Source organism: Cyanobium sp. Lug-B (assembly GCF_024345635.1).
GTDB lineage: Bacteria > Cyanobacteriota > Cyanobacteriia > PCC-6307 > Cyanobiaceae > Cyanobium > Cyanobium minutissimum.
In genome coordinates, this window is the sequence record NZ_JAGQBM010000015.1 from 38252 (window position 1) to 59349 (window position 21098).

At 62.1% G+C, this 21098-nt stretch carries 20 protein-coding genes; 10 read left to right on the forward strand and 10 right to left on the reverse strand.

Translation table 11 applies throughout. The annotated features are described in order from the left end of the window. Positions 1-43: 43 nt before the first annotated feature. From KBY81_RS05755 to KBY81_RS05770, 4 genes are all read left to right on the forward strand, one after another. The gene (locus tag KBY81_RS05755; RefSeq protein ID WP_106220298.1) at positions 44-244 is read left to right on the forward strand and encodes a phycobilisome linker polypeptide; all 201 of its coding nucleotides are present in this window, start codon (positions 44-46) and stop codon (positions 242-244) included. Positions 245-393: 149 nt separating this feature from the next. Beyond that, positions 394-1620, forward strand: a complete 1227-nt coding sequence (locus tag KBY81_RS05760) for an FtsW/RodA/SpoVE family cell cycle protein (RefSeq protein WP_106220297.1) — start codon at positions 394-396, stop codon at positions 1618-1620. A gap of 25 nt (positions 1621-1645) precedes the next feature. Next, entirely contained in the window at positions 1646-2374 is a 729-nt protein-coding gene (locus KBY81_RS05765) for a cytochrome c biogenesis CcdA family protein (protein ID WP_254975907.1), read from the forward strand. After that, a complete protein-coding gene (locus KBY81_RS05770; RefSeq protein ID WP_254975908.1) occupies positions 2371-3690 on the forward strand; it encodes a cytochrome c biogenesis protein ResB in 1320 nt (439 codons plus the stop codon). The genes KBY81_RS05765 and KBY81_RS05770 overlap by 4 nt, the downstream gene beginning before the upstream one ends. A gap of 1 nt (position 3691) precedes the next feature. On the opposite strand, the gene queF is transcribed toward KBY81_RS05770, so the two are convergent. Beyond that, a complete protein-coding gene (gene queF / locus KBY81_RS05775; protein WP_254975909.1) occupies positions 3692-4108 on the reverse strand; it encodes a preQ(1) synthase in 417 nt (138 codons plus the stop codon). Positions 4109-4324: 216 nt separating this feature from the next. Between queF and KBY81_RS05780 the strand changes: the two genes are divergently transcribed. Beyond that, positions 4325-4663 carry a P-II family nitrogen regulator gene (locus KBY81_RS05780; RefSeq protein ID WP_015110582.1) on the forward strand — a complete coding sequence of 113 codons (339 nt, stop codon included), beginning with the start codon at positions 4325-4327 and terminating at the stop codon, positions 4661-4663. 40 nt (positions 4664-4703) lie between these two features. On the opposite strand, the gene KBY81_RS05785 is transcribed toward KBY81_RS05780, so the two are convergent. After that, positions 4704-5534: a TlyA family RNA methyltransferase gene (locus KBY81_RS05785; protein WP_254975910.1), complete on the reverse strand. Its 831-nt coding sequence runs from the start codon at positions 5532-5534 to the stop codon at positions 4704-4706. A gap of 159 nt (positions 5535-5693) precedes the next feature. Here KBY81_RS05785 and KBY81_RS05790 point away from each other — a divergent pair, with 159 nt between their 5' ends. Both KBY81_RS05790 and purB read left to right on the forward strand, forming a co-directional pair. Continuing rightward, entirely contained in the window at positions 5694-5888 is a 195-nt protein-coding gene (locus KBY81_RS05790) for a hypothetical protein (RefSeq protein WP_233133925.1), read from the forward strand. Between the two features lie 52 nt (positions 5889-5940). Continuing rightward, positions 5941-7236 carry an adenylosuccinate lyase gene (purB, locus tag KBY81_RS05795; protein WP_254975911.1) on the forward strand — a complete coding sequence of 432 codons (1296 nt, stop codon included), beginning with the start codon at positions 5941-5943 and terminating at the stop codon, positions 7234-7236. 9 nt (positions 7237-7245) lie between these two features. On the opposite strand, the gene KBY81_RS05800 is transcribed toward purB, so the two are convergent. Beyond that, positions 7246-10035, reverse strand: coding sequence for an RNA helicase (locus KBY81_RS05800; RefSeq protein WP_254975912.1), 2790 nt, complete (start codon positions 10033-10035; stop codon positions 7246-7248). A 336-nt stretch (positions 10036-10371) separates the two neighbouring features. Here KBY81_RS05800 and KBY81_RS05805 point away from each other — a divergent pair, with 336 nt between their 5' ends. Then, on the forward strand, positions 10372-10770 hold the full coding sequence (locus KBY81_RS05805; protein ID WP_254975913.1) for a hypothetical protein: 399 nt from the start codon (positions 10372-10374) through the stop codon (positions 10768-10770). 177 nt (positions 10771-10947) lie between these two features. Here the strand turns inward: KBY81_RS05805 and KBY81_RS05810 are convergent, their stop codons facing one another. From KBY81_RS05810 to KBY81_RS05820, 3 genes are all read right to left on the reverse strand, one after another. Then, on the reverse strand, positions 10948-12681 hold the full coding sequence (locus KBY81_RS05810) for an NERD domain-containing protein (RefSeq protein ID WP_254975914.1): 1734 nt from the start codon (positions 12679-12681) through the stop codon (positions 10948-10950). Between the two features lie 180 nt (positions 12682-12861). Beyond that, complete coding sequence (locus KBY81_RS05815) at positions 12862-13776, reverse strand: DUF4868 domain-containing protein (RefSeq protein WP_254975915.1); 915 nt, start codon at positions 13774-13776, stop codon at positions 12862-12864. Further along, positions 13777-14361, reverse strand: coding sequence for a hypothetical protein (locus tag KBY81_RS05820; protein ID WP_254975916.1), 585 nt, complete (start codon positions 14359-14361; stop codon positions 13777-13779). Between the two features lie 283 nt (positions 14362-14644). Here KBY81_RS05820 and KBY81_RS05825 point away from each other — a divergent pair, with 283 nt between their 5' ends. Beyond that, entirely contained in the window at positions 14645-15811 is a 1167-nt protein-coding gene (locus KBY81_RS05825; RefSeq protein ID WP_254975917.1) for a hypothetical protein, read from the forward strand. Positions 15812-16035: 224 nt separating this feature from the next. Here KBY81_RS05825 and KBY81_RS05830 read toward each other — a convergent pair whose 3' ends face one another. The 4 genes from KBY81_RS05830 to KBY81_RS05840 all read right to left on the reverse strand — a co-directional run bounded on the left by KBY81_RS05830 (position 16036) and on the right by KBY81_RS05840 (position 19904). Next, on the reverse strand, positions 16036-16656 hold the full coding sequence (locus tag KBY81_RS05830) for a hypothetical protein (protein ID WP_254975918.1): 621 nt from the start codon (positions 16654-16656) through the stop codon (positions 16036-16038). Between the two features lie 331 nt (positions 16657-16987). Beyond that, positions 16988-18133: a hypothetical protein gene (locus KBY81_RS05835; protein WP_254975919.1), complete on the reverse strand. Its 1146-nt coding sequence runs from the start codon at positions 18131-18133 to the stop codon at positions 16988-16990. Further along, entirely contained in the window at positions 18130-18654 is a 525-nt protein-coding gene (locus KBY81_RS16715) for a DUF4365 domain-containing protein (protein ID WP_396103661.1), read from the reverse strand. Before KBY81_RS16715 ends, KBY81_RS05835 begins: the two co-directional genes overlap by 4 nt. Positions 18655-19160: 506 nt before the next feature. Then, complete coding sequence (locus KBY81_RS05840; protein WP_254975920.1) at positions 19161-19904, reverse strand: hypothetical protein; 744 nt, start codon at positions 19902-19904, stop codon at positions 19161-19163. Between the two features lie 384 nt (positions 19905-20288). On the opposite strand from KBY81_RS05840, the gene KBY81_RS05845 reads away from it, so the two are divergent. Continuing rightward, the coding region (locus KBY81_RS05845; RefSeq protein ID WP_396103662.1) for an aminotransferase class I/II-fold pyridoxal phosphate-dependent enzyme at positions 20289-21098 on the forward strand (810 nt) is incomplete at its 3' end.

Below are 21098 nucleotides of genomic sequence, written 5' to 3' on the forward strand. Positions count from 1 at the left end.
CCAGCAACGCTCCCACCACGGCACGTTTTCCGAGGATCACCCCATGCGCCTGTTCAAGATCACGGCCTGCATTCCCTGCCCCGAGAAGGCGCGCAGCCAGAGGGAGCTGCAGAACACCTACTTCACCAAGTGGGTGCCCTATTCCAGCTGGTTCGCCGAGCAGCAGCGGATCATGAAGCAGGGCGGCAGGATCCTGAAGGTGGAACTGGCCACCGGCCGTCGTCAGCAGAACTGCGGCAACTGAGGACGCCCACGGCGTTCCCACCCATCCGCCCGGCCCATGGCCGGGCTTTTTTGTGGCCGTCGAGCGGCCCGGGCGGCCCCGGCAGCGCCAGCGACGCAGGCGGCGAAATGTTCACCGCGACTCGACAAACCCACCCCGGTCACGGCTGAATGGGCCATTCCCGGAACCCTCCCGCGGCCTTGTCCACCCCTGCCCCCCGCCTGCTCCCCGGCCGTCCCGGCGCCGGCCTGCTGCCGCTGCCCTGGCAGCAGTGGCCGGCGGAGGCCCGCCTGCTGCTGGGCCTGGTGGCCCTCTGGAGCCTGGTGGGCCTGCTGGTGCTCACCTCCGCCAGCTGGTGGGTGGCGGAGCGGGAGATGGGGGACGGGGCGTACTACGTCAAGCGCCAGGCCATCTGGCTGGTGGCCAGCTGGGGCCTGCTGTGGCTGGCCATGCGCACGACGATGCGGCGCTGGCTGCACCTGGCGGCGCCGGCCCTGCTGGTGGGGGCCCTGATGGTGGCCGCCACCCTGGTGGTGGGCACCACCGTCAACGGGGCCAGCCGCTGGCTGGTGCTCGGCCCGGTGCAGCTGCAGCCCTCGGAGCTGATCAAGCCCTTCATCGTGCTGCAGGGGGCGGTGATCTTCTCCCACTGGCGCCGCATCGCCCTCGACCAGAAACTGCTCTGGATCGGCATCTTCGGGGTGGTGATCCTGCTGATCCTCAAGCAGCCCAACCTCAGCACCGCCGCCCTGCTGGGCCTGCTGCTGTGGCTGATGGCCCTGGCCGGCGGCCTGCCCCTGACGCTGCTGCTGGGGGCCGCCGGCGGCGGGATCGTGCTGGGCAGCATCAGCATCATGATCAACCCCTACCAGCTCGATCGGGTCACCTCCTTCCTCAACCCCTGGCGCGTCGCCCAGGGGGACGGCTACCAGCTGGTGCAGAGCCTGCTGGCCATCGGTTCGGGGGGCGTGCTCGGCTCGGGCTTCGGGCTCTCCACCCAGAAGCTCCAGTACCTGCCCATCCAGACCACCGACTTCATCTTTGCCGTCTTCGCCGAGGAGTTCGGTTACGTCGGCTCGGTGATGCTGCTGCTGTTCCTGATGATCTTCGGCTTCGTTGGCCTGCGGGTGGCCCTGGCCTGCCGCAGCAACCAGCACCGGCTGGTGGCCATCGGCTGCACCACCCTGCTGGTGGGCCAGTCGATCCTCAACATCGCCGTGGCCAGCGGCTCGATGCCCACCACCGGCCTGCCCCTGCCGATGATCAGCTACGGGGGCAACTCCCTGCTCAGCAGCCTGTTCCTGGCGGGCCTGCTGCTGCGCTGCTCCCTGGAGTCCTCCGGGCTCGAACCGGTCCGGCCCCGCCGGCGGGCCCCCCGGCCTGCCCCGATAGGCTGAGCCCTGCTGACAATCTGAATCGGCCATGTTCAGCCCCGGGCTGCCGTTCGCCGACTGGGCCCGCAGCAGCGAACTGCTGCTCCAGGGCTCCCTGGCCCACCCCGGCCCCCTGACCCTGGCGGTGGTGTTCAGCGGCGGCCTGCTCACCAGCCTCGGCCCCTGCTCCCTCTCGCTGCTGCCCGTCACCCTGGCCTACCTGGCCGGCTTCGGCGCTGAGCACCAGGGCCGTGCCCCCTGGCAGCGCAGCGTCAGCTTCGCGGCTGGGATCGTGGCGGCCCTGGTGCTGCTCGGCCTGGCCAGCGGCCTGATGGGCCGCCTCTACGGCCGCATCCCCGGCCAGCTGCCCCTGCTGGTGGCCGTCGTGGCCGTGGTGATGGGCCTCAACCTGCTGGGTGTGCTGCGGCTGCCGTTGCCGGCCGGCCCCGACCCCGAACGCTGGCGGCGGCGGGTGCCGGCGCCGCTGGCCCCTTTGGCGGCCGGCCTGGCCTTCGGCCTGGCCGCCACCCCCTGCACCACCCCGGTGCTGGCCGTGCTGCTGGCCTGGATGGCCCAGACCGGCCAGCCCCTGGTGGGCCTGGTGCTGCTCGCCTGCTTCGGTGCCGGCCAGGTGATGCCCCTGCTGCTGGCCGGCACCGTGGCCGCCTCCCTGCCCGGATTGCTGCAGCTGCGCCGCCTGGGCCAGTGGGTACCACCGATCAGCGGTGTGGTGCTGCTGGCCAGCGGCGGCCTCACCCTGCTGTCGGTGCTGCCATGAGCGGCACGGCAGCCTCCCCCTGGCGCCCCCTGCAGCGCCTGGCCGCCTGGATCTCCGACCTGCGCCTGGCGATCGGCCTGCTGTTGGTCATCGCCATCGCCAGCGGCATCGGCACAGCCGTTCCCCAGAAGGAGGAGGCCGGCTTCTACCACCAGCTCTACGACCCCACCCCCTGGCTGGGGGTGCTGGACGGCGACGGGGTGCTGCGCCTGCAGCTGGATCATGTGTATTCCAGTGGCTGGTTCCTGGCCCTGCTGGCCTGGCTGGGCCTGTCGCTGATCCTGTGCAGCTGGCGCCGCCAGTGGCCCGCCCTGCAGGCCTCGCTGCGCTGGATCGACTACCGCAGCCCCCGCCAGCTCAGCAAGCTGAGCGTGGCCGAAACCCTCGTCACCGACCATCCCGTCGCCGGCCTGGAGCGGCTGGAGGCCGATCTGCGCGGCGCGGGCTGGCAGATCCATCGCCAGGACGACCGCCTGGCGGCCCGCCGGGGGGTGCTCGGCCGGGTGGGTCCCCTGCTGGTCCATGCCGGCATGGTGGTGCTGATGGTGGGGGCCGCCTGGGGCGCCCTGGGGGGCCAGCGGCTGGAGCGCTTCCTGGCCCCGGGCCGGGAGCTGGAACTGCTTGACAGCCGCGGCAGCACCCAGGTGACCCTGGCCCTCGACGACTTCCGCATCCAGCGGGATCCCGCCGGCCGCCCGGAGCAGTTCTCCTCCAGCCTGCGGCTGATCACCCCCGGCGATGCGGCCACCACCACCGAAGCCGCCATCAGCGTCAACCACCCCCTGCGCTACCGGGGCATGACGCTGTATCAGGCCGACTGGTCCCTGGCGACGATCAGCCTGCAGCTGGGCCGCAGCCCGGTGCTGGAGCTGCCCCTGCAGACCTTCCCCCAGCTGGGCGACCAGCTCTGGGGGCTGGTGCTGCCCACCCGCCCCGATGGCACCGAGCCGGTGCTGCTGAGCCTCACCAGCGAACAGGGGCCGGTGCAGGTGTTCGGCCCCGATGGCGTGGCCCTGGCCCAGCTGGTGCCGGGCGGCGAGGCCCAGGAGGTGAAGGGGCTGCCGATCCGGGTGGCGAGCGTGCTGCCCGCCAGCGGCATCCTGTTCAAACGGGACCCCGGTGTGCCGCTCGTATACACCGGCTTCGCCATCGCCCTGGCGGGCGGTGCCCTGAGCCTGGTGGCCACCCGCCAGCTCTGGGCCATCGCCGATGGGCCCGGCGGCCGGCTGCACGTGGCGGGCCTCTGCAACCGCAACCTCACCGCCTTCGCCGCCGAGCTGCCGGCGCTGCTGCAGCGGCTGGAACCCCAGCCCTGACTCAGCAGGGCCGGCGCTCGCCGTGGCTGACGCGCACCACGGTGTGCACGTTGCCGCGGGGATTGAAATCGGCCTCCAGCTGCATCCAGAGGGGATCGCAGGCGGCCACCAGGTCGTCAAGGATCCGGTTGGCCGCCTCCTCGTGGGAGATGGAGCGGTGGCGGTAGCCGTTGACGTAGAGCTTGAGGGCCTTGAGCTCCAGCACCCGGGGGCCGGGCTGGTACAGCAGCCGCAGGACGGCGAAATCGGGGTAGCCGGAGAAGGGGCAGGTGCAGGTGAACTCCGGCAGTTCGATGGACACCTCGTAGGCGCGACCCTCGCGGGGGTTGGTGAAGCAGACCAGCTGGGCCTCGGCGATGGCCCGCTCCCCGTACAGGGGGGTCACGGTCTGGGGCTGGTCGGCGACACCGGAAGCCATGGTCAGCAGGACAGGGAGACGGATTTTGACCGTACAGGAGCTGACCCATGGCGCGGAGGCCAGGCCAGGAGCCGCGGCCGCCCGTCAGCGGCCCGGAGCGGGCGTAGCAACCGTTACGACGACCCCGGCAAGGCTCGGCGGTAATGGAGCCGTCCCTCCCTTCAGGCGGGGACTCTGAGAGACTCCAACCGTCGCCTTCCTGACCGCAGCACAGCCATGAAGAAAATCGAGGCCATCATCCGCCCCTTCAAGCTCGAGGACGTGAAGATCGCCCTTGTCAATGCGGGCATCGTCGGCATGACCGTGAGCGAGGTGCGCGGATTCGGCCGGCAGAAGGGGCAGGTGGAGCGCTATCGCGGTTCCGAATTCACGGTCGAATTCCTGCAGAAACTCAAGCTCGAGATCGTCGTCGACGACGACCGGGTGGCCACCGTGGTCCAGGCGGTGCAGGATGCCGCCCGCACCGGCGAGATCGGTGACGGCAAGATCTTCATCAGCACCGTGGACTCGGTGATCCGGATCCGCACCGGCGACCTCGACAGCGGCGCCATCTGAGCACCCGGTTCCTGCCGCCCTGACCCTGGCCGTGGGCCCCTCAGGCCCCGGCCAGGGTCTCCTTCACCAGCTCCGCGATCCTGCCGGACCAGTCCGTGCCCTCGGAGGGAGGTTCGGCGCTGGCCCCGCCCGGCACCAGCCAGAGCAGGTATTCGTGGTTGCCGGCGGGCCCGGTGAGGGGCGAGGCCACCAGTCCCGCGGGGTGCCAGTCCAGCTCCTTCGCGGCGGCGATCACGCCGGCGATGGCATCGGCGTGGGCCGCCGGATCCCGCACCACGCCCCCCTTGCCCACCCGCTGGCGCCCCACCTCGAACTGGGGCTTGACCAGCAGCAGTGCCTCACCCGATCCCACCAGGAGGGCCCGCAGGGCCGGCAGCACCCGGGCGAGGGAAATGAACGACACATCGGCCACGGCCAGATCGGGCCAGGCATCGCCGTCGCCGTAGAGCAGCTCCGGGGTGAGGTGGCGCAGGTTGGTGCGCTCCCGCAGCACCACCCGTTCATCGGTGCGCAGGCTCCAGGCGGTCTGGCCGTAGCCCACATCGATGCCGTACACACGCACGGCCCCGTGCTGCAGCAGGCAGTCGGTGAAGCCGCCGGTGGAGATGCCGCCGTCGAGGCACACCCGGCCCCGCACCTGGATCGGCAGGGCCGCCAGGGCCCCTTCCAGCTTCTCGCCCCCCCGGGAGACGAACCGGGGGGGCTGCTCCACCTCCAGGGGCAGGGTCTCGGCCACCTCGGTGCCGGGCTTGTCGAGCACCTCGCCGCCGCCGCGCACCCGGCCGGCGCGGATCAGCTGCTGGGCCTGCTGGCGGCTGGCCACCAGGCCCAGATCCACCAGCCGGCGATCGAGCCGCTGCTTACGGGCCATCCTGCATTTCGGCCATGGGTCCTGCCGCTCCACCGGCATGTTGTCACCGAACAGCGATCCAAACCGAACAAAAACCGATGGGCAGACGGTTCGGCGCGGAACAGTCGCAGGATGGCTCCAGTCTTTTCCCGGTTCCCTCCCATGGCTGCCCCCGGATCCATGGCTGCCAACAGATCCAATGTGGTGGAGCTGCTCCACCCGGGAAGCTTCGTGCGACTGCGGGACCATCCCGAGGATCTGCCTCCCTTCCAGCTGATCCGGCGCCGCGGCACCCGCTGCTGGGTGCGGCAGCAGGCCTGGGGGTCGATGGTGCACCTGGAGCTGCCCTACCGGCGCCTCACCGCCGCCGCCTGAGCCGGTGGGGGCGGCTCGATAGGTTGGGGGATCGTTCACCACCGCCCGGCCCTTGATCGAGCGTTACACCCTGCCCGAAATGGGCCGCCTCTGGAGCGAGGAAGCGAAGTTCCAGAGCTGGCTCGAGGTGGAGATCGCCGCCACCGCCGCCAACGTGGAGCTGGGCCGGGTGCCCGCCGAGGCCTTGGCCACGATCCGGGAGAAGGCGGCCTTCGAGGTGCCGCGGATCCTGGAGATCGAGGCGGAGGTGCGCCACGACGTCATCGCCTTCCTCACCAACGTCAACGAGCACGTCGGTGATGCGGGCCGCCACATCCATGTGGGCATGACCAGCTCCGACGTGCTGGACACCGGTCTGGCCCTGCAGCTGAAGGCCTCGGTGGCCCTGCTGCGCACCGAGCTCGATGGCCTCGCTGACGCCCTGCGCCGCCTGGCCCGGGCCCACAAGGACACGGTGATGATCGGCCGCTCCCACGCCATCCACGGCGAGCCGATCACCTTCGGCTTCAAGGTGGCCGGCTGGCTGGCCGAAACCGAGCGCAACCGGGAGCGGCTGGAGCGGCTGGAGCGGGTGGTGGCCGTGGGCCAGATCAGCGGCGCCATGGGCACCTACGCCAACACCGATCCGCAGGTTGAGGCGATCACCTGCCGGCTGCTGGGCCTGGAGCCCGACACTGCCAGCACCCAGGTGATCGGCCGCGACCGCCATGCCGAGTACGTCCAGACCCTGGCCCTGGTGGGCACCTCCCTGGAGCGTTTCTCCACCGAGATCCGCAACCTGCAGCGCTCCGACGTGCTGGAGGTGGAGGAGAACTTCGCCAAGGGCCAGAAAGGCAGCTCGGCCATGCCCCACAAGCGCAACCCGATCCGCAGCGAACGCATCAGCGGCTTGGCCCGGGTGCTGCGCAGCTACACCGTGGCGGCGCTGGAGAACGTGGCCCTCTGGCACGAGCGCGACATCAGCCACAGCTCGGTGGAGCGGATGATGCTGCCCGACTGCTCGGTCACCCTGCACTTCATGCTGCGGGAGATGACCGCCGTGGTGGAGGGGCTGGGGGTGTACCCCGAGAACATGGCCCGCAACATGAACGTGTATGGCGGCGTCGTGTTCAGCCAGCGGGTGCTGCTGGCGCTGGTGGAGGCGGGGCTGAGCCGGGAGGAGGCCTACCGGATCGTGCAGCGCCACGCCCACGCCGCCTGGAACACCGAGGGGGGCGACTTCCGCGCCAACCTGGCGGGCGATCCGGCGGTGACGGACCACCTGGGCGCCGAGCAGTTGGAGGCTTGCTTCGCCACCGACCTGCACCGGGCGAATCTGGACGTGATCTGGGAGCGGCTGGGGATCTGAGGGGTGCGCTCAGGCGGCCGGCGGCCGCTCCGTCGCGGGGTCCAGCTTGCCGTTGCCCGTGGCCAGCAGATCCTCGATCTCACAGACCGGGAAGCGGTTGATGCTCTTGAGGGCCAACCGTGAGTTGCGGCGCAGCTGCTCGCTGATCGCCTCGCAGTAGGGAATCTGGGCCAGGAGATCGACGGTGCGGCGCAAGATCCGCACCACGTCGCCCTCGTCGAGGGAGGTGTTGGCGATCACATCGTTCCAGCTGGCGCCCCGGGCCCAGGCGTGGACCAGGCCGGTGAGCTCGGGCTCCCACCACACCGGCACCACCACCGACGCCCGCTCCTGCTGGCGCTGCAGCTCGCGCCGCAGGCTGCGCAGGTCGTGGAGCGCCTCCTCGGAGGCCGGTGGCGGCGGGTAGCCGCACCAGAGGTCGGGCCGGTTCACCTCCGTGGAGATGGCCTCCAGCACCGCCGCCAGCTCGGCTGGATCGAGGGCATCGAGGTGGCCGCTCATCAGGGCCAGCCCCAGCCAGAGCTCGTTGTCGCCCCGCAGGGCGGCCACGGTGCGGCCCACCTCGGTGGGCTCCAGCCCCTCCTCGCCATCGAGGGCACCGAAGAAACGCAGGATGTCGATCAGGGACAGGAAGGTGTCCCAGTGGCGGTTGGCGCGGTGGTGCAGCAGCCGCTGCCGCTCGCCGATCTCCTCCTGGAGTTCCTCCATGCGGCGGCGGTGCTTCTTGAGGTGCTTGCGGTCGCCCCAGCGGTGGGCCGGGTGGGCCTCCAGCTCCTGCTCCAGCCGCTGCACCAGCTCACCCTGCTGGCGCACCTCGCCGGCCAGGTCGTAGCGGGGGGTGTGCATGTCGTGGCGGCGGGCCATCGAGGACACCGCCAGGGCCAGGCCACCGCTGGCGTTGTCGCCGTGACGCAGCTCATTGGCGTGGTGCAGTTCCGGCGGCTCCAGCTGGTCGACCTGCAGGCAGCTGAGCTCGGCGTGCAGGGTCACCACCGCATGGCAGGGCAACAGGATCCAGACGTTCTCGTCGGTGAGGCAGAGCAGCAGCGGGAACTGGCCGGAGCCCGGCACCTTGGCCACGATCACCGCCGGCGTGACCCGGCTGCGCAGGGCCGGCGCCTTGACGCTCACCAGGGTGCCCTCGCTGGCGAACTGAAGGGCCAGGGTGAGCTCATGGGCGAGGGTCTCCTCGGCCTGCTGCTGCAGGATCCGGTGCAGGCGCCGCTCCTCCCGCAGGCGGCCGCGGACTTTCTCGTAGTCCTCGAAATCGTCCCAGGGCACCTCGCCGCCGCTGGATTCCAGGCTGGCCAGCTGGGCCATCAGCTCGGCGATGCGGGATTCGTCCTCGGCCAGGTCCAGCCCCGCCAGGTAGCGGCCGAAGCTGCGCTCCACCAGCTCCCGGGCCTTGGCCAGGTCGTAACGCTGCAGCAGGTTGAGCACCATGCCGTAGCTGGGTGTGAACTGGCTCACCAGGGGATCGGCCGGGCTGGTGGCCAGCGCCCCGGCCTCCCGCACCCCTTCGAACCGGCTCTGGACCGTCACGACGTAGCCCTGGGTGTCGAGGCCGCGGCGGCCGGCACGGCCCGCCATCTGCAGGAACTCGCTGCCCATCAGGGGCCGGTGGCCCCGCTCGGTGCGCTTGGAGAGGGCCGAGATCACCGTGGTGCGGGCGGGCATGTTGATGCCCGCGGCCAGGGTCTCGGTGGCGAACACCACCTTGATCAGCCCCTGCTGGAACAGCTCCTCGATCAGCTCCTTCCAGGCCGGCAGCACGCCGGCGTGGTGGGCGGCGATGCCCCTCAGCAGGGCATCGGCATGGCCGCCCTCCCGCACCGCCTCCGGGGTCACCGCCATGAAGGCGTCGAGCCGCTGGCGAATGCGCGCCTGCTCGTGGGGATCCACCAGGCACACCTTGGCCAGGTCGCGGACGGAGCGGTCGCAGTTGCGGCGACTGAAGATGAAGTAGATGGCCGGCAGCATCTCCCGCTCCGCCATCTGGGCCACCACGAAGCCGATCGGCGGCGCCTCCGGCTGGGGCGGCCGCGGTTCCTTCGGTCCCTTGCGGCGGGTGGATTTCGGAGGTCGCCAGACCTTGCAGTTGGGGTGCAGGCCGGTGCCCTCGTCGTTGAGCAGGGGGTGCAGACCCTTGGCGCTGCAGAAGCTGAAGGCCAGGGGGACGGGGCGGAAGTCGCTGTGGATCAGCCGGGTGGGGCCATGCACCCGCTCGATCCAGTCGGTGAGCTGCCCGGCATTGGCCACCGTGGCCGAGAGGGCCACCAGCTGCACCCGCGAGGGGCAGTGGATGATCGATTCCTCCCAGACGGTGCCCCGCTGGGTGTCGTTCATGTAGTGGCACTCGTCGAGCACCACGGCCTCCACATCGGCCAGGGGGTCGTCGTCGAGGTGGTCGATCTCCGCGTAGAGCATGTTGCGGAAGATCTCGGTGGTCATCACCACCACCTGGGCCTCCCGGTTCAGGCTGAGATCACCGGTGAGCAGGCCCACCTTCTCATCGCCGAACTGGTGGCGGAAATCGCGCAGCTTCTGGTTGGAGAGGGCCTTGAGGGGCGTGGTGTAGAAGACCTTCTGGCCATGGGCCAGGGCCCGGTGGATGGCGTACTCGCCCACCAGGGTCTTGCCGGAGCCGGTGGGGGCACTCACCACCACCGAGTGGCCCTGGTTCAGGGCGTCGATCGCCTCGAGCTGGAAGCCGTCGAGGGGGAAGGGGAACAGCTGCTCCAGCGGCGGCACGCCACCGGTGGTGGTGTCAGCGGAGCCGACGGTGGGGCTGGAGGGCATCGGGGGATCCTATGGCGCGGCCGCCCCGGGTGGCGCGGCTCAGGCGCCGTGGGAGCCGGTGCGGGAGAAGGTATTGAGCAGCAGCACGTGGGCGCGTGAGCTCGGCCAGTGGCCCTGAAGGCGGAGATCACGGCGGAAGGCCCCGAGACGGTGGGCTGCGGGTCTGGCTGGACAGGCCCAGGAATGTCAGCGGTTATTGGAAGATACTGGGGGTGGTGCTCCCGCCCGCGGGCATGGCTGGCGACACCGGCAGCACCGCGGGCGGCCGGAGATGGACGCTCGCGCAGCGTGACGCTGTTCGGTACTGGCTATGGGGCTTTGGGGAGCTCGCGGGAGGTGCAGCCGCGTTCCGAGTTCGACCCTCAGAGTGGGCAGATGAATCAGGTGACGCCGATCTCGCCGAAACCTGTGTTGGAGGTGTGGCCGGAATGGATGGCCATGGGCCGCGAGCTGAACGCCGGAAGCCGCTTCGCAGAAGCGCTGGCCCTTGGGGTAGGGGCGGAACACCTCTGGCTGCGACCGCCGCTCTGGGACGTGCGGATCGACCTGTCTGAGCCGGACGGCGCAGGGCTAAAGCTGATGATCGCCGAGTATCAGGAGTACGCCATCGATGACCCAACCCCGCACCACAGCATGAACAGCACCAAGACAGGCCGCCAGCTTGTAACTATGGAGTATTGGCCCATCGCCCGAACGCAAAACAACACTGTATTGATAGGGCGGAAACCTGATTGATACAGGGTTGGTTAAAAGTTGAGCGTCGCAAATCTCGGGCGGCGAAGCCGTACCGAGCATTTGTGACGTACGGCATGGCCTCCATTGACTGCGGTTTGCGCTGTTCCAGAATCGCGACTGCGTAGGTAGTATTCTCGTATCTCGCCTCCCGTTGGACCGCCGGGCCTCGCGAAATTCTCAGAAATCATCAACTATTGCAGGACCTCGGAGGACGGAAATGAGTTCCTCCGGCGTACAAATTCTTGGAACACCATCCTGCAACCAGCCAAACTTGTCTAAAGGACGGATGAACTGTTGCGAAGGCGTGCAGACACAGAATTCGACGTCCAGCGTCCGGTCAAAATGCGAATCCGAGAGGGATACTTCGTGCTGCACCGCTTCGGCCGCCGCTTCCGCTTGCCTGTAGTCTGAGGCCAGTCGTGATCCGAGTTGTTGTACAGCATCAGGATCACCACGGAAGAACCGCTCCGAATGTGCGTGTGCCTTGCATTCAATGACGTAGAGCCGACCTCGAGCTTTCACCAGCAAATCACATTCGGTCTTGCCGCCGCTTCGATTTCTTACTTTGGTCTTCCAGCCTACCACCGTCGCATTTGGAGTTTCGGTCTCGATTCTGCTTTTCAGACTTAGTGTGAAGCGGTCTCCGTGTTGGGATGAGAACCACACCTTTCCAGCCTCCACGAGGTCCCGAAGGAAGTCTAGAGTGCCACGCAAATCGAAATATATCTGACCGCTCGGTGCCTGACAAACAAGCGGATATGGTCGCAACACGCTGAGGTCGATTTGGTCCCGTCGCCCAGGAAGAACGGTGAATGCATTCAGGAACTCCTCTACCAGCTCCTGCCTTCTTATCTCTGTGTCTGCCCATGGTGACGAGATTGCACCAAGGGCACTAATCCAATACTCACGTGGGAACCGTAAGTAGCCAGTGCGCAGCAGACGGAAGGTAAACCACAGCTTAAGTGCATAGTCAGCCGATCCGTCGTCTGGCTCCAAGTTCAATGTGAAGCTATCGTGGTAGCTCGATGCGTCCACTGATTTAGGCCACAACAATGTGTGCCAAACATTCCCTGACAAACCTCCCAGGACTTGAGCAATGGCCTCCAGGCGGACGCCAAAGAGGTCCTTTATGGGATCGCGGTATGCCTCTAGAATATGAAGAACTGGATTTAGTTCAACATACGATGGAGCGAAGTTGACGTTCAGAGAGAGCACTCGCTTAGGTTCTCTCAATATTGTCTCCGTACCCTTGCCGCCGAGGCAAAATATCAGAACCTGTTGCTCGCCTTTCGATTTCGTTGCCATGACGCCCTGCTGGCGAAGCAGGTCATCGGGCCGTCTAGCCTCGTAGGCGTCGACAGCCTGTTGGACTCGAGCCCCGACCTCGCAGCGCAGTGGATTGCTAGCCGTGGGGGAAAACTGTGCACCTTTTCCAACCCACCGCATTGCCCCGCCGATGTTCTCCATTGCTCTGGCAGCGGTAGCGATACGATCAGCGTCAAAGAGGAGATCAGTAGTCCAGACGTGAGCCATCTTGTACTGGCTCTTGTCTGTTGAGACATCTGCCGTGATGTTCAACGTTGGATTCGTGTACTTGACGAGTCCGAGCGACAGGTATGCAAGCCAGTTGTCTGATCCCATCACACGCACAGGTGCGCGTCGCAGTATTGCCATCAGATCGTCAAGACTACGAGTGCGGCAGAGTTCTGCCAACCTGTTCTCGGCGGCAGAAAATGAGTCACGCAGGGCACTGAAAGCCACGCCTGAAGACGGGTGAGAATCGTAGTGTGAAACTATGGGTGCAAATATGCGCTCCTCCTCGTCAACACGATTTGACAACACTTCTTGGGAGTTGCCGTTGAAGAAGTCCTCTAGCTGCCCGCATAGTGGATCAAATATGGCTCTGCTCATCTGGGTTTGCGTGCCTCGGCAATGACAACGGGCGCATGATGATATTCACTTGCGCAACATGCTAACATCATTTCTCGCCGAACGCTCGTCATCTCCTGCCCGCAGTGAGCTGGAGGGAAAGAAACCCTGAAGGCACATTGAATCTGCTTCAGTGGGTCAAGTGTATGGCCATGTGAGGCATTAAACCTGTGTCGCGTCTGGAACGTCGTAGATCAGGTCGGTCACCTCACTGAGTAGGCGATGATCCAAGAGAACTTGAATAATCGTCCTAATCGTCTGATCACAGGGAATAAGCCGATTCGTGACAGGATCAAAATTCAGGCCCCAGCCACGTCTTTGGCTGACTGCATAAACCGCATCGAGAAATCCTGGCCTAGTGAACAGGGAACGCTCCTCGATTCGCGCCATTCGCCTCAGATGAATTGAGTTTGTGCCAACATAATCGATCATTGGCTGCATATCGGTGAAGAGTGAGGAAAACTGAGGGTTCTGCTGCATGTCGACGAAGGCTTGTGCGTAGGAGGCCCGATACTCCATGGCAGACTCAAAGGCACGTTTGTTAACGATGAATATCTTCTGGTCGATGGCGTAGAAGTCGAAGCTTCTCTCAATTTTGAAGGCATTATCTTCCGCGGCAGACAACTCTCCATTGCGGAATACAATGTTGATATGAGTTCTGAGATATGATGCCTTCCAGTTGCTCGTTGACTTTTTGACTGCGTACACCACCTGGCCATTTTGCCGAAACTTGACAACGTAGCCACTTGCGTTCGTTAAATCTCTGATCGACCGAACTCGACATTCTGGCTCTGGGCGATCGACACGCTCCCTGAGAAACTCGAAGTCAGTGCCAGCTATCGGCGAGCCGAGACAGCTATTTTCATTTGTCTGTGCAAGGTATGTATAATCTGCCCACTCAGTGATGCGACCGACTTCGGCTTGAACGATGCCCTGAAGCAAGCCATTTAAGTGTAGATCTGTCTGAACAAAGAACGAAGAAAATCGATGCTCAGATGCACTTCTCTTGAATACCCAAAGATGGGTGGAGCTGCCGACATAGTCGAATGCACGAAGTGAAGCAAAGGCCTGCTGCATCTAACTTTTCCTGAGGATGTAAAAGTCTTGGACGGTCTGAGCCGCATACGCTCCGAGATGCAGAGTGCCATGTTTCATCACGCGCACTTCTCTTTCTACATTGTTGATCACGATGGTAGCCTCATACAGCTTCCAGCCGAAGATCAAGAGGAGAGGATTCATCAGGATTTGTCCGGACTTGAGCGTTATTGCAAACATCCACAGCAGAAAAACGCCAAATCCAAGTAGCTTCTGAGGATCGTTATATGATATCCCCATGAAGGAGACGACGTACGGGAACGTGTAGTTAATGATCTCGTTTGGCGTCGCTTTTAGTCGCCTGACCTCGACCATGAATGGATATCTGATACGCTGAAGAGAGCTCTTGGCCAGGAGGGTTGCCAGCAAGGTAATAGCAAGGAACGTCAACGAAAAAGTCGGATTTGCAAAAGGAATGAACTGGCAGGATCCGTCTCTTAGGGCTGCCGATGTGCATAGAGGCTGCGTCCACCATTTTGCAGGAATGTCTTGCAGTGCGAGTATAATCGCAAGCGGTAAGTACGATCCGAGGAATATCAGGAGTCCTGGGACAAGCTGGAATTGCATCGCTGAACAAGGGTGCCTGTGGGATGGCTTTCTAAACTTGTAATGGCTAACGCTGCCCCGGAGTGGCCGGCAAGGAGCCTAGTGTGGCGCAGCCGAGGATCGATGGTGGCCTGTCCACTCGAGGGGTTTGTTAGGCAGTCTTTAGCAGCTTCAGAGAAAGAACCGCTTAGGCAGATTCTTCTGGCAATATAGAGGAATAGTGGGCCTAGAGATCAGAACCAAAGAGATGGCTTCAGCAGACAGTACAGACGTACCGACGCAATGGTACGGAATGGAGAGACTGATGGCCGAGGCCTTGGCCGAGGCAGGAATGGAGTTTTCAGGAGAGCATTACTCAAGTACGTCTAAAACGGGGCTTGCCGAGGTGTCCTATGGCGGGCGAGGAAGATACAAATTCGACTTTCTCATACCTGGAGAGATACCTACTGTCATCGAGATCAAGCATTCTTGGCTAGGGAATATTCGCTTTTCTGGCGAGCTGCCTCTCGCAGCTCTTGAGGTCTTCGCCAGGTGTAGAACGGTATTAATTATAATTGGAGATACCTCGAGCTCTGCATCAAGCGACCTAACCTTATGGTCAAAGGTGTCACATTTCGTGCCGGACGCTTCTGAATCAAAAGATATTAGACGAGCGGCACTCGCCTTTGCTCGCCATTTATTAGAAGAATTGCCTAGCGCAAGAATTCTAACCAGAGAAGATGCAAAAAGCAAGTCCTTCGCATTTCCGAAGAATGGTGTGGTCAGTCTCTTTGGGGACAACGTTGAGCTGGCTATTGATACGGTGTCAGTTTATTTTTCTAGCTTGGTGGACCCGGGCAAGATGGCAGCAGTTAAAGTGGAGATGGATCAGTTAATGACTGAATATATATCAGGTCATTTTACAGCATGCGCGCTGCGCCTTGGTCGAACACTTGAACTCGCAACTTACGCATTTGCCGGCATAATGGGTGAGCCAACGCAGAATCTAGAACATCAAGCAATATCGGCTGTACAAGGAAGCATCAGAGAACTTGGCCAAGACATGAATGAGCTAAACTTTACTTCCGCCGATCCCGATTCACCAGAATACAGCAGAGCAAGGTCTAGACTCATTAAGTCAATTACTGTAACGCAAACCGCTTTGCTCAATCTGGCAGCAGCTGTAGATGCTCTTGCCTCTGATGATTTAGTTCCTGCAGGAAGGGCTAACGTTGATTTTCTGTTGCGACGTGCACAAAAGAGCATGCACCGCAAACAAGCATCCAATGGAGCAAAGGCCGAGATCAGTAAGCTAATTAATGAAGGGCTGACTAGGAAGATCCTCGCTCTACGGAATGATGCAGCTCATGGTGATCCTGATCTTCAAATCCGCGAAGTGACGAAGCCGCAAATTGATCAGGCACTATCTGAGTTGACATCTTATATTTCTACACTTGGGAATATTGTTGCCTTGACAGAGGCGAAGCCATGAACAAGACACGAACTCCCTAATCCAAGCCTCTGTTAGTTCCAACACGTTAGAATAATGACTATACATGTAGCCCGAATCTGAGTGAAGCAGCCTCTGCGCATGCATCCAACGAATCTCCAAACGCCTAACGCCCAAGTTCACCTGCAAAGCGGCCCACACAGAGCTTCCCTAGCTGGGGGATCCTGGGCCGCTTTGTCAGGTGCAACGCTTCGTTCGGCGGAAGGCTATGCCTTCTCAGTGACGAAGATTGTGCTGGCTCGAACGCGGTTAACTGATTGGACATACACCCCTGTTCTGTGGTCACCGACGGTGCATTCGAGACTCGCCTGGACTAAGTCGTCGAGTTTCGAAACGCCGGGCGGAAGGTCCGGGCCCACAACCCATACTCCGTCTGGCGTGTAGATCAGCCCATAGCTCGCTGGCGTGAGCTTGCGCATATCGGCTACCTGTACATCCAAGCGTGGAAGCGTTCTCCAGTTACCTGGTTTCAGCGGATGCTTCTTCGCCTGCAGCCATATAGTCTTGACTGCTCGATCGCCGTCTCTCGCCAGAACGTCGAGCAGAAGAGCGGCATCCGCGCCAGTCTCAGGCTCTTTAGTTTGCTTTGAGAACTCGACGAACTCGATGTCGGCTCGCCATCCATTGGTGTCGATCCGTGACCCGCGTAGCTTCGAGAACAGTGCGCCGGTGCAGGCTTCTTCGTTCGCGTACTGAGACCAGCAGTCAGCAACTGCGTTGGCCGCTTCAGCAACTTCACGCCCGATCCTTCGGATCAGAGTCGTGGGAATGCGTTGCCAGGTTTGCGAGTCAAAGCTTGCCGGATCACGACCGAGGTGAAGCAGCACGCTATCTGCAACGAGAGCATCCGTAGCTAGACCTGTTCTGGTGACGACGTACGTGTCTCCGAGTCGGCCTTCAATCACGGCAACAAGCTCGTCAGCAGGATACGGGTGCGCTTTCGGCCACGGGCCCAAGCCGCTCGGACGCTGAACAGCGGCTGCAACCAGCCGACCGCGATGTAAGTAAGTCTGCGTACGAGTTTTTGCTCCCATGTCGTCTCAGCAAGGTTTGTCCGCCGAACGCTGCCCCTGAGTGGCAGGCAGGGAGCATAGGACACAACACGAATCTGACGGTGGCCTGCCCACTCGAGGGGCTGGTTAGATGGTGATTAGTCTGCTAAGAGTCAATAATACGAAACCCACTAAGATTACGCGCCACATAAGTGCGGCCCTCTCGGGCGATGTCAGCGCGAAACATTACGCCATTCCTTGAACCGTGCGCGACAATAGCAGTAGTGTAGTCGTCACTATCGAGATATACTTGAAGCTGCTTGACGGATCCGTCAATAACACAAGAAACGGTTATGCGACCCTCCTGGCTCTCCTCTTCCCGATGGAGACTTACTACTACTCCAGTAACCAAGATGCCTTCATTTGGCTCCGCTTGGCGAAGGTATTCGGCGGCCGAATGTAGCACTGAAGCGATTGCTGGCTTAAAGGAAAAGGTCATATGCTGGCGGTTGTCAACCGGAGCCGAAGGAGCCCATGCTATTGACAGATCAATCTCCGACTCACCAATCTCACTTACAACCATATCCCGAATCGCTTCGCATAAATTAGCGGTAACTCCTTCACTAACACTATCCAAGAATGGTGCAAAGTCACCTGAAGAGCCAACGGCTAGGGAAGCAGCCTCGACGGCGGCTAGAGATTTCGATAGCGACTGAGTAACTTTTCTTGGAAATGGCACCTCAAGATACTCTAGTAGATTAGGCGCTCCATGCGTAAGCTGCGGAGCAACCTTGGAAATAATAGTTAGGATGTAGCTGCCTCGTTCTGTCTGACCCATCCGAACATTGCTCATATAATCATTCGCCAGAGGTGGCCTCCTTGATGGAACAACTGGGCGTGGAGTTACTGCTGAGCATGCAGCAGAAGTCATCATCTTTACAGCTGCCTTGACCAGGGCTGCACCATCCTTCAATGATATCGAGTCATCGTTGGGAGAAGCCGTAGGTCTCCGCATGCGCACTACATCACAAGTGGCCAAGAGTATATCCTTAGCTATTAGCGACTTGGAGCGCGATTCAAAGGAATGAAGGCTGCGGAGAATCTCACCGACGCGGATCTTGTAATCTGCAATATCCCGTTGAGTAGGAACTATTAGCTCTGTAGACTCATCGGGATTTTCTCCATGATGCCAAACCCTAGCGTATGGACTGCTAGAAGCATCTGCCAACCATCCTCGGGCCGAGAGATATGCCGCTAGATCTTCCGGGCTGATGGTGGAGAGAGGATTGTCCTCAAAGAGAGTAAATGTCACGGCACGCGCCCACTCTCTAGAGCTTCAAAGATTCTATGAAGGCCTATCGCATCAAAGACCTGCTCTCTCGGAATTGTCACTGTTCTGGATGTAGTATTCGACAACGGCGGTTCGCCGCGAAGTGATATCCAATATCCGCACTTTCGCAAGCTTAGGCTGTCTTGGCTGTGCTCTATCCAAGCACCTGCTTCGGGATTCATAGCTACTACGACAAGAATTCGTGGGACTGCCACATTGACTGGCCTCAAATCATCATAGTTCTTGATTGAGAGAGGGTATGAGATGTGACCTTCGCGGATACAATCCGTATACGTTGCCTTGAGCTGGATGTCAAGCTGAGGCGACCTCACTGCTGTCCCTGCTCTTTTTCGCTTCAAGATGAGATCAATACTGTCATCATCGACTTCTGGCTTAGCCACACTGCAACCTGCAGTCGCACTAACAGCACGAACATATGCGCTCGAAAATTCTTCCATTCTCCAAGTCTCGTGCGCCTCACAGACCTCAAATGGATACGGCATGTAGGGACGGCTTCACATTTGCCTAGCGTCTGCGGACTATAGCGAGGATTGGCGTTCCCTGCACCCTTGTGGCTGTAGCCACAAGGATGCTATGCCGATTCTGGCTTGGTGCGAGCAGACCTGCTTAATCCATCTAACGTTCGCCATCAGCTGGCCGCGCTGAGTGATACTTCAGGCGAATGGCCTTGCTGTGGCGCGGCTCAGGTGGATGGCGGTGTTAGCCTTATGAAAGGCCAATATTGCCATATAGATGCATCCAAGCAATAGTGCTTCTGTCTATTGTCTCAGATGTTCTAACGGTGCCTACAAAGTCTTCTTATACATCATGCTATTGAGACACATAGTTGATGAGATCATTCCTATTGCGGCATGCAAGCATATCCCACCTTTGCCTACGCAGCATCATTGCTCTTCTCCGGCTCCTCGCCCCACAGCAGTTGAGCGTATAGCTTGGGTGGGGCGATAAGCTGTGACAAGAGGGCCGCTACCCTATGATCAACAAGCTCCTAGTTGATCTCAACAACACGCACGATACCACCTTTCTCCCAACGGCACTCTATGGAGAATGGCATGTCTACCCCAAATCCGTTCTTACTCGTTCCTTCTAAAATAATGGTTTTCTGATCTGGAAACCATTTTGAGTTAGCGATTCCAAGAAAACCCCACTCCACACGACGGGTTAAGCTATTGCTCCTTGCTAACTCTTTACAGGCTCTACCGACCTCGAATTCGGAAGGTATATAGGAGCCATCAGTTATCTGTTGATCACGGCGTATTCTTGCACTTTCTGCATTTTTCCTTTCTAGCTCGCTTTTGTATTTACTGTATGCGGCAAGGCTATTGTTTCTGGCCTTTTCAAGTTCGAACTCATAACTTTGAAACCAGTTAGATTCCCTTTCTAGAAGTCTATCAATTTCATCTGATACGGCCTTGCCATTTTCAGGATGTTGCTTACTTTTCTCGATGATATCAGCGGCATTGAGTCTTGCATTCCTGCCTAAAGGAGCAATTTTCATGCCTGCTTCGCCGGGAAAAAAGAAAAGAAAGAGTAAGGGCATGAACAACATGAATGCCCACCACTTCCCCGTTTTTAGAGCAGAGCTAAACAAAACGCAGCAACCAAAGGCGGCCAAGAAAATGATAGGGCGGGCAAAGAGCCAGCCCCCTATGAAACCAGCTAGAAAGGAGCCGAGAAGGCCAATGGCAATTAGTATTAAAAATCGGCGCCAAGAGAATGGGGGCATTTTCACAAGTGATTGCAACATGGCTAACTAGTCATTAGACGGTTCCGAGAACCACGCCCCAGTCGCCTGTCCTTTCCGTGAACCACAAGTGCACCCCGAACATCAGCACGGCCAGAACACAGTCAGCCCACAGAGTATCCACCCCACTCACAAAGAGCTTGCCCCTGGTTCTCGGACCCGAGAACCACCGGTATCCCGGGCTACACCTATGAGGTGCACGTCTGCAGTGACGCGGCCCACGCGTTCACCCCATCAACGTCCAAACCGAGCCTTCACCCCCCCCCATCCCAGACTGCCCCCTGTCACTGGTATCGGGCCGCCCTGATCCCTCCTCCCCCCACCACGGAGAGCGGCGACCCCACCGCCCCCCAGCCCCCCTGGCGCCGGCAGCTGCGCGACGCCCTCGCGGCCCTGCCCGCCGTCCGCAGCCGCGCCCTGCGCACGCTTGAGCCCGCCACCGCCGCCAGCCTCCAGCCCTCACCCCCCGACGACGCACTCCCCCTGCTGGATCTGGCCAGCAACGACTACCTCGGCCTCAGCCGCCATCCCGCCGTGCTCGCGGCCGCCGCGGCCGAACTGGCCGCCAGCGGCCTGGGGGCCGGCGCCTCCCGCCTGGTCACCGGCACCCGGCCCATCCACCAGCAGCTGGAGGCCGCCCTGGCGGCCTGGCTCAGCCGCGAGCGGGTGCTGCTCTTTCCCAGCGGCTTCCAGGCCAACCTCGCCGCGGTGGCGTCCCTGGCCGATCGCCACACCCTGGTGCTGGCCGATCGGCTCATCCACCACTCCCTGCTGGTGGGCGTGCGCGCCAGCGGAGCCCGCCTGCAGCGCTTCGCCCACAACGACGCCGCAGACCTGGAACGCCGCCTGCTCGCCGCCCGGCGCGAACGGCCCGATGGCCGGCTGCTGGTGCTCTGCGAAAGCCTCTACAGCATGGAGGGCACCAGCGCCCCCGTCGCCGCCCTGGCGGCCCTCTGCCTCCGTCACGACGCGCCCCTGCTGGTGGATGAGGCCCATGCCCTCGGCGTGCTCGGCCCCGGCGGCCGCGGCCTCGCCCACGGCGCCAGCTCCGTGGCGATCGTGAGCGGCACCTTCGGCAAGTCCTTCGGCAGCGGCGGCGCCTTCCTCGCCGCCGACGCCCTGGTGGGTGACTGGCTGCTGCAGAGCAGCGGCGCCTTCCGCTACACCACCGCCCTCGCCCCG